Here is a 16218-nt window from a genome sequence, read left to right as displayed (position 1 = left end):
AGTAGCCGTTCACTCTATCTGCAGTTTATTGAAATAAATACTGGTACAGTTCTTCTACTTTGCTCATGGTGATTACTTCAATGTTATACTTCTGTAATAACTTCTTCTCGTTTTCTTTACTCTGACCAATATTGTATTTACTGATGATGATTTTTTCGAAGCCAAGTTTTTCGGCTTCTGCAATGCGTTGGTCAATGCGATTGACTGCTCTTATTTCTCCACTTAATCCCACTTCACCTGCAAAGCAGATATGCGGATTCAGCGGTACATCCTCGTAGCTTGAAAGCAGTGCACACAATACAGCCAGATCAATGGAGGGATCTTCTACTTTCAACCCACCTGCAATGTTTAAGAACACATCCTTCATTCCAAAATGAAAACCGCCACGCTTTTCTAATACAGCTAATAATAATTGCAGACGACGCAAGTCGAAACCACTTACTGTGCGTTGCGGAGTACCGTACACACTTTGTGTGACGAGCGCCTGTACTTCTATTAATAAAGGACGCATGCCTTCCATGGTAGCAGCAATGGCAATACCACTCAGCTGATCTTCTTTTTGTGTGATGAGTATTTCACTTGGGTTATTTACAGGGCGCATGCCCGTTTCGTTCATTTCATAAATACCCAGCTCCGAAGTGGAGCCGAAACGGTTTTTCATTGTACGAAGAATACGATACGCATAGTGCCGGTCACCTTCGAACTGCAGTACCGTATCAACCATATGCTCCAGTATTTTTGGCCCGGCAATATTGCCGTCCTTCGTGATATGCCCAATAAGAAATACCGGTGTGTTGGTTTCTTTTGCAAAGCGTTGCAACTCTGCTGCTGTCTCTCTTATTTGCGAAATACTTCCTGGTCCGCTTTCAATATAAGGTGTTTGTAATGTTTGAATCGAATCAATAATGACAACTTTCGGTTTCAGTTTTTTTATTTCCTGGAAAATAATGTTGGTAGATGTTTCGGTGAGCAGATAGAAATCTTCATTGGTCATTTGTAAACGATCTGCACGCATTTTAATCTGTTGCTCACTTTCCTCGCCGCTTACATAAAGGGTGGTAACATTTTTTAAATGCAAACCAAGTTGTAAAAACAAAGTTGATTTTCCAATGCCGGGTTCACCTGCAATCAATACAATACTTCCCGGTACAATACCACCTCCTAACACACGATTTAGTTCTGCATCTTGTGTAAGTAATCTTTTTTCTTCGGTGCTTTTTACTTCGCTCAGCGAAATAGTTTTCATTTCCCCGGCAGAAGGTTGTTCTTTCCAGCTTTGTTTTTGCGGGTTGCTTTTATCTTTTGTAATTATTTCTTCAACGAAAGTATTCCACTCATTACATGCCGGACATTTGCCCAGCCACTTTGCCGATTCGTACCCGCAATTCTGACAAAAAAAAGATGTTTTGATTTTACTCATGATTGTATTTTCTCAAGCGCATAAAAGTGCATCAAAAAAAACGATTGCATGAAAATTATTTTCAAAAAAAGTGAGATCAGAAAACTAAGTAGAAAGAAGTAGGCCGTTATTTTTTTAGACACAAAGAATTAGCAATTGAGCAGGCTTTTTTTACAAAAAAGAGGCGTAGAGCTAACCCAAAAATGGAGGGTTTTGTACAAAGTAAAAGGGCTGGAATTTCTTCCAACCCTTTGTACTTACTAACCCATTAAATTCTGTTGCTAAATTACAAATTGCCGCCACATTACAAAATTATTTTTGGCCGATGTGCATAAGTTTTACCAAATTATTACTGCTTTTAATAGGCTCCGGGAAGCTTACTGAATTACGCATAACTAGCTGTTAATTAAATAGATACGTCTGCTGTAATGGTGATTTTATTTGCTTCTTTTGCTTACGGCAATGATCAGACGTAACTCTCTCTGTCAAAACGACTTAGGCATTTTTTGTACCCTGCATTTTTTGACAAAAAAATATTTTGGAAACTAATTTGATGTTAGGTTGTTTTAAATTTTAAATAGTTTATGACGTTCGGAATTCTTTTCGTTTCCCTGGTTTTTATGGGCATTGGTTTTTTAGTTCAAATGCGCCTGAAATCGAAGTTTAAGCAGTACAGCCAACAGCCTTTAATGAGCGGTTTAACCGGAAAAGAAGTGGCAGAAAAAATGTTGCGTGAAAACGGCATTTATGATGTGCAAGTAGTGTCCGTAGACGGATTTCTAAGCGATCATTATAACCCGGCAAACAAAACGGTAAACCTTAGTCCTGATGTTTATAATGGACGCTCTATAGCTTCTGCCGCCGTTTCGGCCCATGAAGTAGGCCATGCTGTGCAACATGCCACTGCTTATCAATGGCTTATGTTGCGTTCTCGCCTGGTACCGGCTGTTCAGATCAGTACAACGCTCTCCCAATGGATTTTGGCCATCGGGGTTGGTATGTTAGGTTTTGGGGGTGGCAATCCTACTGTTTTACTGGTTGGTATTGTGTTATTTGCGGTTACAACCCTTTTTTCACTTATAACCCTTCCGGTAGAGTTTGATGCAAGCAACAGAGCGCTTGCATGGCTCGAACGCTCAAATGCCACAACAGCGCAGGAGCACCCTAGAGCAAAAGATGCCTTGAAGTGGGCTGCAACCACTTATGTTGTAGCGGCATTGGCATCATTAGTAACTTTAGTACAGTATATTTTAATTTATATGAGCCGAAGAGATTAAATTTGATCGTCTGCCATATAATGCTACAAGCTAACTGTCTGGTTTTTACTTATTTTCGGTTAAATGATTAAGTAAAGGATGCAGCATAAATGAAAAACATCCTGTCTGAAAATTCAGAGTGTACAAATTAAGATATCCTCTATTATCAAACCAAAACAAGTAAAAATGAGAAAATTGTTAGGATTGGCAATAGCCTTGCTATTGTCGTTATGTCAGGTTTGGGCACAAACCAAAGACGTAACAGGAAAAGTTACCGATTCCAAAGATGGATCTCCCCTTGCTGGAGCCACCGTTAAAGTAAAAGGAACCACAAAGGTTACCACCACAGGGGCTGACGGCACCTTTAAAATTTCTTTCAGTGGAAATAACGCCGTACTCCAAATTTCATCTGTAGGTTACGAAGATCAGGAGGTTTCTGTTTCAGGCGGAGACGTAGCAATCAGCATGACACCTGGTACTACCAGCTTAACGGAAGTACTCGTGGTTGGTTATGGCCAAACAGTAAAGCGTGATTTAACGACTTCTGTTTCCCGTGTTAAAGGAGCGGATGTAGCAAACACTCCTGTTCCAAACTTTATACAAGGTGTACAGGGACGTGCAGCAGGTGTGTTCGTAGAGTCACAAAGCGGTAAGGTAGGTGAAGGAATTAAAGTGCGTATCCGTGGTGCATCTTCTATCAGTGCATCAAATGATCCTTTGTATGTAATTGATGGAATTCCAATGAACACCGGTTCTTTATCAGGTAACGCATTGGCCGATATTAATTTCAATGACGTTGAATCTTTTGAAATTTTAAAAGATGCTGCCGCCACAGCTATTTATGGTTCACGTGGTGCCAACGGTGTGGTATTGATTACCACAAAGAAAGGTAAATCCGGCAAGGCGAAGTTTAGCGTTAACATGCAATACGGTACAAACACTCCTACGAATAAAAGAGGATTTTTGAATTCAACGGAATATATCGCATTCTTTAAAGAGGCTGCAGTAAACGCTGCGAAGTACCACTTTAACAGGGCTGGTAATGGTGCAGGTTTTCCATCTGAAGCAGCTGCTATTACTTACATGACAAATATTGTAGAAGGTCGTTTTAACCGTTACAGCGGTATAAACACTGGTGGCGCAAACTGGAGAGCCGATACCGTAAATACAAATTGGGAAGATCTTGCTTTTCAGGAGTCACAAACCAAAATCATTGAAGCAAACGCATCAGGTGGTAACGAAAAAACAAAATACTTCATCAGCGGTTCGTATAATGATCAGGATGGTATTCTGTTCTACAATAATTTTAAACGTTACGCAGGACGTATTAATCTCGATCAGGAATTAAACAGCCGCTTGAAGGTGGGTGTTAATTCAACTGTTTCCCGTTCAAGTGCAAGACGTGTTGGTGCCGATAACCTGTTTAATACACCAATGCAAATTGTGGCTTTAGCACCAATTACACCTGTGCGTAACAATCAGGGACAGCTTTTTGATCGTCCAACAACTACTTATTATAATCCGCTGATCGAAACAGAAAACGCATCTTACGTTTCAACTACTTTCCGCAACATCAATTCAGTGTACGGACAGTTGAACATAATGAAAGGGCTCAACTTCCGTTCAGAATATGGGTTAGATGTTCTTACTCAAAATGATAATTCATTTTACGGCCGTCGTACAATCACAGGTCAAGGAACAAACGGTGTTGGTAACTCAGATTGGTTAAGAAGCGTACGTTATACAACCAATAACTACTTTACGTATAATACAACGATTAAAGAGAAGCATGATTTGGATGCAACGTTGGGTATGGCGTTTGAAAAACTTACCAACGACATTTCTTCTGTGGAAGGCCAGCAGTTTGCAAATGATGATCTGCGTAACATTGCGAACGCAGCAACAATTACAGGAGGAACTTCATCGTTAAGCGAATTTGCAATTCTTTCTTACTTCGGTCGTGTAAACTATAAGTTTAACGATAAATATCTGCTTGGCTTAAGTGCCCGTATGGATGGTTCTTCTGTGTTTGGCGAAAACAAACGCTATGGTTTCTTCCCTGCAGCATCAGTTGGTTGGGTAGTGAGTGAAGAAAGCTTCCTGCGTGATGTTAAGGCAATCAGCTTCCTGAAGGTTCGTGCCAGTTATGGTAGCTTAGGTAACCAGCAAGGTTTTGGTAACTATGCGTGGAGAGGTGTTTATGGTACTGGCCGTTATGCAGGTAACGCAAGTCTTGCTCCTGCTTCACTTCAAAACGACCTGTTAACATGGGAAACTACCAACCAGCTTGACGTTGGTTTTGAGTTAGGTATTCTCAAAAACAAACTCGTATTTGAAGCAGATTACTATAACAAGCGTTCTGCAGGAAATGGAAGAGGGTTTATTTATAACTATCCCCTGCCTTTAACATCAGGTTTCGCTGCTATTACACGTAACATTGGTGAAATTGAAAACAAGGGTATTGAGTTTACCCTGAACACGATAAATGTAGATGTGCGTAATTTCAAATGGACGACAAGCATCAACGTTTCGCACAACAAAAACAAAGTACTTAAAATTGACGGACAACAAGATACTCTTTCATTTAACGACGGTCGTTACATGAACGCATTGATTGTTGGACAACCAATTGGTGTGCATTATGGCCCACGTTATGCAGGTGTTGATCCTGCAAATGGTGATGCCTTGTATTATGAGCAGGATGGCAAAACAACAACAAACGATTATAATTCAGCAGGAAATTTTGTAGTAGGTGATCCTAATCCAAAATGGTTTGGTGGCGTTACCAATACATTTACTTACAAGGGTTTTGAATTAAGTGTTCTGTTCCAGGGTGTTTTTGATTACGAAGTAGTAAACGGTGCAGGTGGTTTCATGAGTGCCCGTGGTGATTGGTTCGATAACCAGACAAAGGATCAGTTAAAAAGATGGCAAAAGCCCGGTGATGTAACAAATGTTCCTGAAGCACGTTTGAATTGGTTTGGTGATTTTAATTCTCCAAGTGTTTCAACACAATATATGGAAGATGCCAGCTATGTTCGTTTAAAGCAACTCACATTAGCTTACAATATTCCTTCTTCTGTTTTGAATAAGGTGAAATTGAGTTCTGTGCGTGCATATGTTACAGGTGTAAACTTATTTACCTGGACAAAGTATACAGGTTGGGATCCTGAAGTAAACACAGATTACAGAGCAGGCAATATTAATCAGGGTGGCGATTTTTATGCTGCACCGCAGATCCGTTCTGTAACGTTTGGTTTAAACATTGGTTTCTAATTTAAAAAAACTGATCAAAATGAAAATTTTAAAATATTCAATGATACTTATTGCAGCAGGATCAATGTTTACTGCATGCAACAAGCAATTAGATCTAAAAAATCCACAGGCAATTGGTAACGACCTGGCGTTTGCAACTGATGCAAATGTGAAGCAGGTGTTGGTTGGGGCTTATGATGCCTTAAGTTCTGGTAATTTGTATGGTGGAAATATCCAGATTTTTGGCGACCTGATGGCAGCTTCCGGAGAATTAAACTGGACAGGAACTTTTAATACTTACAGAGAAGTATACGGTAACTCCATTTTAACCACTAATCCGATTATACTTAATATGTGGGCAAGTGGTTATAGCACAATCAACATTGCAAATAATGTTATTGCAAATGTTAATAAGGTTAATGCTGCAGACCGTAACAAGGTAAAAGGTGAAGCCCTTTTTATTCGTGGAGCGGTGTTGTTTGAATTAACACGCTTTTTTGCAAAAGCATACAATGATGGCAACCCTGCAACAAATCCTGGTGTAATTGTGAGAACAACTCCTACAACCGGTTTCAGCGATGTTGATTTTCCTGCTCGAAATACAGTTGCTGAATGTTATACCCAGATTTTAGCAGACTTAAATGAAGCTGTAAGCCTGCTGCCAAATAAAAATGGCGTGTATGCAAATAAAGTTGCTGCAGCTACAATACTGGCACGTGTACATCTTCAAATGGGTAACTATGCTGCAGCACGTGATGCAGCTAATACAGGGTTAACTGCGGCAGCAGGTAACTTCAGTACTGTAGGTACTTATGCGGCTGCTTTTAACACATCTGCTTACACAAGCGAAGATGTTTTCTCAATTGTAGTAAATGATCAGGACGGTACAAATAACTGCCACACATTTTACTCTGTACCTCCTTTTGGTGGTCGTGATGGTGATATCGTGATATTACAGGCCCACCTGAATCTTTATCCGGCAGTTGACCAACGTAAAGCGTTGTTTTATGATTTTGCAGGCGATTGGCGCAGTGGCAAATGGAGAGATGTATTTAAAAATGTAAAAGTTATTCGTTTAGCCGAGCTGTATCTTATTCGTGCAGAATGTAACCAGCGTTTATCTACAACTGTTGGCGATACTCCTTTAAACGATATTAACCGCTTACGTACACGTGCAGGTGCTCCAACATTTGTAACAGTTACGCTTGCAGATATTTTATTGGAAAGAAGATTAGAACTTGCCCACGAAGGTTTCCGCATTCACGATGCAAAGCGTTTGGGCGAAACAGTTAATGGTCGTCCGGCTTTCGATAACCGTGCAGTGTTCCCTATTCCTTTCCGTGAAATGAATACAAATCCTAACCTGGTACAAAACCCCGGTTATACGAACTAAGCTGATGAAGCTTTTAAATAAAAAATGCTCCCGCAAACGGGAGCATTTTTTTTACCCTTTACCTTGCAACAGAATTAACTATTTTTGCAAACATTTGTTAGCTAAGTAGCATTGATAAAAATTATGAGTTACACACCCTCCAATAAAGTGCGTATTGTTACTGCCGCCAGTTTGTTCGATGGTCATGATGCGGCTATCAATATCATGCGCCGCATTATGCAAAGCAAAGGCGCCGAAATTATTCATCTGGGTCACAACCGAAGTGTACACGAAATTGTAGAAGCAGCCATTGAAGAAGATGCACAGGGTATTGCCATTACCAGCTATCAGGGCGGGCACGTGGAGTTTTTCAAATACATGAAAGACTTACTGGAGGAGAATGGTTGCGGCCACATCAAAATATTTGGCGGAGGCGGCGGTACTATTCTGCCCGATGAAATTGCCGAGCTCCATCAATACGGCATCACCCGCATTTATTCGCCGGATGATGGCCGACAGATGGGGCTGGAAGGAATGATTGAAGATGTAATCAAGCAATGTGATATTTCACTGAACGGCAGTGGTAATTATCAAACACCAATGACCTTAGGTGAGCTGAAAGATGTAAGAACGGTTGCACGGAAAATTACCAATGCGGAAAATGGAAACCAAAATTCCAAATCTGATAGCTATCGGATCCAAACTCCAAGTGCCAATATACCTGTACTGGGCATTACCGGAACAGGCGGTGCAGGTAAATCATCCGTAACAGATGAAATTGTTCGTCGATACCTGAATGCATTTGCTGATAAGACGATTGCTGTTATTTCAGTTGATCCATCGAAGAAAAAAACAGGTGGAGCCTTGTTGGGCGATCGTATTCGTATGAACTCCATTTCCAGTCCACGTGCTTACATGCGCAGCCTTGCAACAAGAGAAAGTGATAAAGCATTAAGCGCTCATGTGCAGGAAGCCATCGACATTTGTAAAGAAGCAGGCTTTGATTTTATTATTTTGGAAAGTGCAGGTGTTGGACAAAGCGATGCGTCAATACTTGATTATTGCAATGTGAGTTTATATGTGATGACACCGGAATATGGTGCAGCATCGCAACTCGAGAAGATCAACATGCTTGATTATGCCGATGTAATTGCCATCAACAAATTTGATAAAGCTGGTGCATTAGATGCATTAGCCGATGTGCGCAAACAATACAAACGCAATCATCAACTGTTTATGGCGAAAGATGATGAATTGCCGATTGTTGGCACCATTGCTTCGCAGTTCAATGACGCAGGTGTAAATGAATTGTTTGAAAAAATTATGCTTGCTGTTGAAACAAAAACACAGGTAAAATTTGGCAGCGTTGATCATATTGCACACAGAGATACGGTAAGTAAATCATTGATCATTCCACCGGCACGTGTGCGTTACCTCAGCGAAATTGCAGATACAGTTAAAGATTATAATCAACTGGTAGAAGAGCAGGCAGCCATTGCATCAAAAATTTATCAGTTGCAGGGAACGTTAGAGATTATTAAAGACAAAGCAGATGCTGCTTTGTTGGAAACCATCCAACAACAAATTCAACTTTATACAGATCAACAAACTCCCGTTGCAAAAAAACTCATTGCACATTGGCCCGAAAAAGTAAAAGCTTATCAGCAGGATTTTTATGAATACAAAGTACGTGATAAAATTATCAAGCAACCTTTGTTCAGCACGAGCTTAAGTGGTTCACGTATTCCGAAAGTGGTGTTACCGAAGTACAAAGACTGGGGCGATCTGCTCAAATGGCAGGCGCAGGAAAATGTGCCCGGCAGTTTTCCGTTTACTGCAGGTGTATTTCCATTGAAGCGTGAAGGTGAAGATCCGACAAGAATGTTTGCTGGTGAAGGTGGCCCGGAACGTACCAACAAGCGTTTTCACTATGTGTCACTCGATCAACCGGCCAAGCGTTTATCAACTGCATTTGATAGCGTAACACTGTATGGCGAAGATCCTGCTCATCGTCCGGATATTTATGGCAAGGTTGGTAACAGCGGTGTAAGCATTGCAACGGTGGATGATGCAAAAAAACTCTACAGTGGTTTTGATCTCTGCGACCCGAAAACGTCGGTGAGTATGACCATCAACGGTCCGGCTCCGATGTTGCTGGCGTTCTTTATGAATACAGCAATTGATCAGCAATGTGAGAAATGGATTGAAGCGAATGGACAACAGCATTTAGTTGATGCAGCATTTGAAAAGAAATTTGGCAAGGGTGCAAAGCCATCTTATAACAACACATCCTTCCCCGGTGAGTTACCTGCAGGCAACAACGGACTTGGGTTACGTTTACTCGGTTTAAGTGGTGATGAGGTGTTGCCTGCCGATGTATATGAACAATGCCGTCAAACTGCATTGCAGCAAGTAAGAGGAACAGTGCAGGCCGATATATTAAAAGAAGACCAGGCGCAAAACACCTGTATCTTCTCAACAGAATTTGCCTTGAAGTTGATGGGTGATGTGCAGGAATATTTTATTGAACAAAACGTCCGCAATTTTTACAGCGTCAGCATCAGTGGATATCATATTGCAGAAGCAGGTGCCAATCCCATCACACAACTAGCATTTACACTGGCCAATGGATTTACGTATGTTGAATACTATTTGAGCCGTGGAATGAACATTGATGATTTTGCTCCGAATCTTTCGTTCTTCTTCAGCAACGGGATGGATTCGGAGTACAGTGTAATTGGCCGTGTTGCAAGAAAGATCTGGGCAAAGACCATGAAGTATAAATACAAAGCCAACAAACGCAGCCAGATGTTGAAGTATCATATTCAAACAAGTGGCAGAAGTTTGCATGCACAGGAAATCGACTTCAACGATATACGCACCACATTGCAGGCGTTGTATGCGATTTACGACAACTGTAATTCACTCCATACAAATGCATACGACGAAGCCATTACCACACCAACAGAAGAAAGTGTGCGCAGGGCAATGGCCATTCAATTGATCATTAACCGTGAACTTGGTACGGCGAAGAATGAAAATCCAAATCAGGGTTCATTTTTAATTGAAGAGTTAACCGATTTGGTTGAAGAAGCGGTGATGAATGAATTCAACCGCATTACCGAACGTGGTGGTGTGTTGGGTTCAATGGAACGCATGTACCAGCGTAACAAGATACAGGAAGAAAGTTTGTATTACGAACATCAGAAACATACCGGTGAATTACCGATTGTAGGTGTAAATACATTCCTTAACAAAAATGGCAGCCCGACAACTATTCCGGGCGAAGTAATACGTAGTACTACTGAAGAAAAAGAACAACAGATAAGCAACCTGCAGGCATTCTGGAAACGCAATGAGCAACAGAGCGCTGCTCAATTGAAAAAGTTGAAAGAAGTAGCTGTAAGCAACGGTAACATTTTTGCGCAGCTGATGGAAACAGTAAAATATTGTTCACTCGGGCAAATAACACATGCTTTGTACGAAGTTGGCGGTCAGTACCGCAGAAATATGTAAATAAAAAATGCCGCTCAACAGAGCGGCATTTTTTTACAAAGCAACTTTGCTATTCATTTTCTTTTACTTCTTTTCCTTTTTTGTCAATCATGATCAGGTTGCCGTTTTTCATAACACGTGCCTGACCTTCTACAAAAAAGTCGGCGAAATTGTATTGGTATTCGAATACCAGTTTTCCGCTTTTGTTAATATAGCCCCACAAGCCTTTGCTGTTTGAAACAGGAGCAAGTCCTTCTGCAAAACCTCTGGCGTTTTCAAACTGATAAGGAATAACAAGAGCGAAATTGTGGTCTACAAAACCATACTTGCCGTTCAAGCGTACTACTGCCAATCCTTCACGGAAACAGCCTGCATCTTCATATTTAAATTCTTCTACAGCTTTTCCGGTAGAATCAATGTAACCCCATTTGCCATCCTTTTTAACGGTGGCTTTGCCTTCACGTAAGGTCATTGCTTCATCATAAATGAGTGGTACAACCAGCACACCTTGTTTGTTTACATAACCATACTTACTTCCTTTGGTAACTTTTGCCAGTCCAAATGCAAATTCATCTACATAATCGTAATCTTTTGCCCAGCTCTGTGCAGTTGTGTCAATTGCAATGAACAGCATGAATAAGATAAAATACTTTTTCATTGTTCATGTATTTAGATAGTGAGTAAATCGTTTAAACAAGGTAGATACAGTTACAGTGAAAATCTATGATAACAGGCAGAAGAGCGAATGACAATGGGCAGAAAAACAGCGTTTGGACGAAATGGGCTAAATTGCCACTATGAGAAAACTGTATGTGCTGCTGCCGGTGCTGCTGTTGCTGGCCGGAAGCTGTTCGAACAATCCATACAAAGCCACGAATAAATCGTACAAAAAGCAAAGCAAGGCGTTTGCGAAATTGTTGCGGCAGTATCCGCTGCAGGATTCGGTAAACAATGCGCCTTATTTTGTGGGTACGACCAACCTCTCCATGCGAAGACCGAATTATGTTGTAATTCATCACACAGCACAAAACAGTTGCGAGCAAACGTTGAAAACGTTTACGCTGCCACGTACACAAGTGAGTGCACATTATGTAATCTGCAGAGATGGTACCGTGTTTCACATGCTCAACGATTATCTACGGGCACACCATGCAGGTGTAAGCAAATGGGGTAATGCAAGCGATATTAATTCCAGCAGTATTGGTATTGAATTAGATAATAATGGTTTTGAGTATTTTGATGAAAGACAAATCAATAGTTTGAATTTGTTGTTGGAGCGTTTGAAAAAATCATTCAATATTCCCGCTGCAAATTTTATTGGTCATGGTGATATTGCACCCACACGTAAAAACGATCCTAACTGGCGCTTTCCCTGGAAAACACTCAGCGAAAAAGGTTTTGGTTTGTGGTGGAACGATACGGCCAACGTGCAGGTGCCGCAAAACTTCGATTACCTCACGGCGATACGTATTGTAGGATACGATATCAAAGATTCTTCAGCTGCCATTGTTGGCTTTAAACGTCATTTTTTAATGGATACCACCCGTGGTATGACGCCTGAGGCGACGAAAGTGCTGTATCAACTCCACAAAAAATACCTGTAACTTTAATTTTCTCCGGTTATTCGTTTGGAATAATCTTTCGAATTGCTTCCATCTTAAAAAAGATTGCAACAGGAAACGTTTGCAAAGCAGTTTTATACGTATTACACTGCAGAATAAAATATATTGCCGCTTTAGTTTTCCTGTACCTGTAGAAAGCATTGGTTAAATAAATGAGTATGACAGCAGAACAACAACGACTTTTAGATAATGCCAATAAAACTGTTCCGCTCGAACGTTGGGGTCCTTACCTCAGCGAACGCCAGTGGGGAACAGTGCGTGAAGATTATGGTGAGTATGGCGATGCCTGGGGCTATTTTCCTTTTGAGCATTCGCATTTTCGTTCGTATTTGTGGGGTGAAGATGGATTAGCCGGTATTTCCGATTACTTCCAGAATCTTTGTTTTTGCGTGGCGTTATGGAACGGGAAAGATCCCATCTTAAAAGAACGCTTATTTGGTTTAGGTAACTATAGCGGTAATCATGGCGAAGATGTGAAAGAGTTGTATTACTACCTCGACAATCTTCCCTCGCATTATTACATGGAGTATTTGTACAAGTATCCACAGGGTTTATTTCCGTACAAAAAACTGTATGAAGAAAATAAAAAGCGAAACCGTCTCGAACCGGAATACGAAATACTCGATACCGCAGCATTTAAAAACAATCACTATTTCGATGTAAAAGTTACGTATGCCAAGCAGCATAGTAACGATGTGTTCATTAAAATTGATATCACCAATCGTTACCATCGTGCAGCCGATATTACGGTATTACCCACGTTGTGGTTTTCAAATAAGTGGAGTACCGATGAAAAGCAGATAAAGCCTGTACTGGAGTATGTAAACAATAACTGTGTACATGCATGGTACAATCGTTTGGGCGATTACTATTTCTATTTTACACAAGCCGATGATTTGTGGTTTACCGAAAACGAAACCAACAAAGAGAAGCTTAATGGTTCAGCCAACGAAAGCATTTTTGTGAAAGATGCTTTTCATGAAGCGGTAGTTAATAATAAGCATAAGAAAAAACTGCGTGAAAAAAAGAACGGAACCAAATGCGCAGCAGTGTATGACTTGCACTTGAAAGCACAAGAAACGAAAACCATTTATTGCCGTTTGGTGGATGGTTATGTAGACAATGCTTTTTTTGATGGCTTTACAAACCTGTTTGATCAGCGCAAGCGGGAAGCAGATGAATATTACAATGCCATCATTCCTTCTTCGCTTACAGAAGATCAGAAACGTATTTCACGACAGGCGTATGCAGGCTTGTTGTGGAGCAAACAGTTTTATGCATTTGATGTAGAGCAATGGATCAATGGAACAGATGGTATTACTCCGGTGAATAACGGCAAAAAATTTGGCCGCAACCACGACTGGGTGCATTTGAAAAATGCCGATGTAATTTCCATGCCGGATAAATGGGAGTACCCCTGGTATGCTGCTTGGGATCTGGCTTTTCAGTGTATTGCCATGGCAGCAATTGATCCGGTGTTTGCCAAACATCAGCTGCTGCTCATTATGCGTGAGTGGTATATGAAACCCGATGGACAATTGCCGGCTTACGAATGGAATTTTGGCGATGTAAACCCGCCGGTGCACGCCACTGCCGCCTGGTATGTGTACAATATTGAAAAGAAACGCACAGGCAAAGGCGATGTACAATTCCTGAAACGCATCTTTCAAAAACTACTCATCAACTTTACCTGGTGGATCAACCGTAAAGATGAAAACGGCAACAACTTATTCCAGGGAGGGTTCCTTGGTTTGGATAATATTGGTGTGTTCAATCGCTCTCATCATATTCCCGGCAATCATCAGTTAGAACAAGCCGATGGTACGGCATGGATGGGGATGTATGCGTTGAACATGATGGACATTGCATTGGAGATTGCCATGCACGATGATGCATTTGAAGATACAGCTACACGCTTCTTCGAACATTTTGTATTGATTGCTGAAGCCTTGAACGAGCAACACACATGGAACGAAGAAGATAAATTCTATTACGATGTGTTGGTGATGCACGATGGAAGTCATCAGCCTTTGCGTATTAAATCAGCTGTTGGTTTAACCAGTTTGTTTGCGGTATCAACGATTCATAAAAGCAGTCTTGCCCGGTTAACTGATTTTAAAAAGCGTATCACCTGGTTCGAAAACTATCGTAAATCGAAAAACCGTTTCTGGCCCAACGAAGAGAAGAGTGACAGTGAAGAAATATTGATTTCGCTGGTACCACGTGAACGTTTGCTGGCGATACTTGCACGCTTGTTAGATGAAGCAGAATTTTTATCAGTGGGTGGTATCCGTGCATTATCAAAAGATCATGAAAAGAATCCTTATTCAGTAGTGATTGATGGACATACCTATTCCATTCAATACGATCCCGGCGACAGTACCAGTGATATGTTTGGCGGCAACAGTAACTGGCGTGGTCCGGTGTGGATTCCGCTCAACTTCTTAACCATACAAGCCATTAAAGAGTTTGGCGATTTCTACGGCGATTCGGTGAAAGTGGAATATCCAACAGGTTCGGGTACTTATCTCAACCTGCGTGATGTGGCAAAAGAATTAGCATACCGCAACATTAATTTATTGGGGCTTGATGCAAGTGGTGAACGTCGCAGTCATGAAACCTACAACTGGTTTTACAAACAACCGGGTAACGAAGAGCTCATTCTCTTCTACGAATATTTCCATGGCGATAGTGGTAAGGGATTAGGCGCCAGTCATCAAACCGGCTGGACAGCTTTGATTGCTGAACTGTTGTATGAGTTTAGTTAAGCAGAATAACCTTGTTGTAACGAACAGCTTTGGTAAGCGCCGGGTGTAATACCTTCCGCTTTGCGAAACAAGCGAACAAAATAGTTTACATCAGCAAAACCGCATTGCATGGCAACAGCGGTAACCGTGTTCTTCGGATCGATGAGTAATTGTTTGGCGAGTTTAATGCGTTCACGGTTGATGTATTCCAACGGTGTAATTCCAAATTGTTCTTTAAACCAGCGAAAAAAATCGTTACGGCTCATGTACGCTTTACGGCTGAGGGTATCAACAGCAATCTTATCGGTAAGATGATCGTTGATGTAATGCAGAATGTGATGCAGCCTGCTATGGTTGTTCTGTTCACCGCTTTCTGCACGTACCTGCAAAAGGTGCTGGCTCTGCATTAAACGAATCAACAATTCCTTCAGGTTCAGATCAGCATAAATATTTTTTGCTTTATCAGGACTGCTGCACACACGAATCAGTTTATTGATAAGGTCAGTTACTTCATTCTCATTGGCAAAATGATATTGGTTGAACTGCAGTTTCCAGTTATGCGCTGTATCAGGATCGCTGTTGTAATAATTATCTAAATACTGAATGGTATTGTTCACATAACGTGCATCAACAGCCAATGCAATACATTGCGTTGGTTTATCGGCCTGCGCTTCCGGAAAGTCGATCACCATTGTTTCATCGGCCGGCACAATCACTGTTTCGCCGGGTAAATAATCAAAGCTGGGCTTATCAAACAGGTGCATTACTTTTTTACCACGCACCATACTGGTAATAACAAAATCGTGGAAGGTTAACGGAACACGATAGGCTTCCTGGTAACTTTCAAACACATTCAGTTCGCAGTTCTGCAGGTTAAATACACGGCGATTTTCCACCAGCGTTTGTAATTGCTTTGGCTGCGTAAGATCAATTTTGTGTAAATAGTTTTTTACCGGCAAGAGTATCGTTTTCTGTTCCTGAAATTAAGGAATTGGCAAAACCTAATTACAGCTTTGGTACAATTGTGCTACAAAAAAATACAAAAATCCACCGCTTTGAAAAATGCTTTGGG

General features: G+C 41.0%; 9 protein-coding genes. 6 read left to right on the top strand and 3 right to left on the bottom strand.

The features are described from left to right. Positions 1 to 25 precede the first annotated feature (25 nt). Positions 26 to 1420 carry a DNA repair protein RadA gene (radA, locus tag IQ13_RS12230; protein ID WP_144886663.1) on the bottom strand — a complete coding sequence of 465 codons (1395 nt, stop codon included), beginning with the start codon at positions 1418 to 1420 and terminating at the stop codon, positions 26 to 28. A 563-nt stretch (positions 1421 to 1983) separates the two neighbouring features. Here radA and IQ13_RS12225 point away from each other — a divergent pair. From IQ13_RS12225 to IQ13_RS12210, 4 genes are all read left to right on the top strand, one after another. Beyond that, positions 1984 to 2676 (top strand): zinc metallopeptidase, encoded by a 693-nt coding sequence (locus IQ13_RS12225; RefSeq protein WP_144886662.1) that lies wholly within the window; start codon positions 1984 to 1986, stop codon positions 2674 to 2676. Between the two features lie 165 nt (positions 2677 to 2841). Then, positions 2842 to 5931, top strand: coding sequence for a SusC/RagA family TonB-linked outer membrane protein (locus IQ13_RS12220; protein ID WP_144886661.1), 3090 nt, complete (start codon positions 2842 to 2844; stop codon positions 5929 to 5931). Between the two features lie 19 nt (positions 5932 to 5950). Next, complete coding sequence (locus IQ13_RS12215) at positions 5951 to 7303, top strand: RagB/SusD family nutrient uptake outer membrane protein (protein ID WP_199758248.1); 1353 nt, start codon at positions 5951 to 5953, stop codon at positions 7301 to 7303. 123 nt (positions 7304 to 7426) lie between these two features. Beyond that, a complete protein-coding gene (locus IQ13_RS12210; protein ID WP_144886660.1) occupies positions 7427 to 10798 on the top strand; it encodes a methylmalonyl-CoA mutase family protein in 3372 nt (1123 codons plus the stop codon). Positions 10799 to 10847: 49 nt separating this feature from the next. Here IQ13_RS12210 and IQ13_RS12205 read toward each other — a convergent pair whose 3' ends face one another. Further along, on the bottom strand, positions 10848 to 11435 hold the full coding sequence (locus tag IQ13_RS12205) for a WG repeat-containing protein (RefSeq protein ID WP_144886659.1): 588 nt from the start codon (positions 11433 to 11435) through the stop codon (positions 10848 to 10850). A 139-nt stretch (positions 11436 to 11574) separates the two neighbouring features. Between IQ13_RS12205 and IQ13_RS12200 the strand changes: the two genes are divergently transcribed. Then, the gene (locus IQ13_RS12200; protein WP_144886658.1) at positions 11575 to 12381 is read left to right on the top strand and encodes an N-acetylmuramoyl-L-alanine amidase; all 807 of its coding nucleotides are present in this window, start codon (positions 11575 to 11577) and stop codon (positions 12379 to 12381) included. Positions 12382 to 12557: 176 nt separating this feature from the next. Further along, positions 12558 to 15167, top strand: coding sequence for an MGH1-like glycoside hydrolase domain-containing protein (locus IQ13_RS12195; RefSeq protein ID WP_144886657.1), 2610 nt, complete (start codon positions 12558 to 12560; stop codon positions 15165 to 15167). Here IQ13_RS12195 and IQ13_RS12190 read toward each other — a convergent pair. Then, positions 15164 to 16105 carry an AraC family transcriptional regulator gene (locus IQ13_RS12190; protein WP_144886656.1) on the bottom strand — a complete coding sequence of 314 codons (942 nt, stop codon included), beginning with the start codon at positions 16103 to 16105 and terminating at the stop codon, positions 15164 to 15166. The genes IQ13_RS12195 and IQ13_RS12190 overlap by 4 nt on opposite strands. Between the last annotated feature and the right edge of the window lie 113 nt (positions 16106 to 16218).

Origin of the sequence: Lacibacter cauensis, from assembly GCF_007830055.1 — a bacterium.
Lineage (GTDB): Bacteria > Bacteroidota > Bacteroidia > Chitinophagales > Chitinophagaceae > Lacibacter > Lacibacter cauensis.
Note: the sequence above shows the minus strand (reverse complement) of the source record. Positions and strands in the feature narration are given on the sequence as shown.

Excerpts from the sequence above, each read along its gene's own strand:
- radA (WP_144886663.1), bottom strand. The coding sequence starts at position 1,420 with ATGAGTAAAATCAAAACATCTTTTTTTTGTCAGAATTGCGGGTACGAA.
- IQ13_RS12225 (WP_144886662.1), top strand. The coding sequence starts at position 1,984 with ATGACGTTCGGAATTCTTTTCGTTTCCCTGGTTTTTATGGGCATTGGT.
- IQ13_RS12220 (WP_144886661.1), top strand. The coding sequence starts at position 2,842 with ATGAGAAAATTGTTAGGATTGGCAATAGCCTTGCTATTGTCGTTATGT.
- IQ13_RS12215 (WP_199758248.1), top strand. The coding sequence starts at position 5,951 with ATGAAAATTTTAAAATATTCAATGATACTTATTGCAGCAGGATCAATG.
- IQ13_RS12210 (WP_144886660.1), top strand. The coding sequence starts at position 7,427 with ATGAGTTACACACCCTCCAATAAAGTGCGTATTGTTACTGCCGCCAGT.
- IQ13_RS12205 (WP_144886659.1), bottom strand. The coding sequence starts at position 11,435 with ATGAAAAAGTATTTTATCTTATTCATGCTGTTCATTGCAATTGACACA.
- IQ13_RS12200 (WP_144886658.1), top strand. The coding sequence starts at position 11,575 with ATGAGAAAACTGTATGTGCTGCTGCCGGTGCTGCTGTTGCTGGCCGGA.
- IQ13_RS12195 (WP_144886657.1), top strand. The coding sequence starts at position 12,558 with ATGACAGCAGAACAACAACGACTTTTAGATAATGCCAATAAAACTGTT.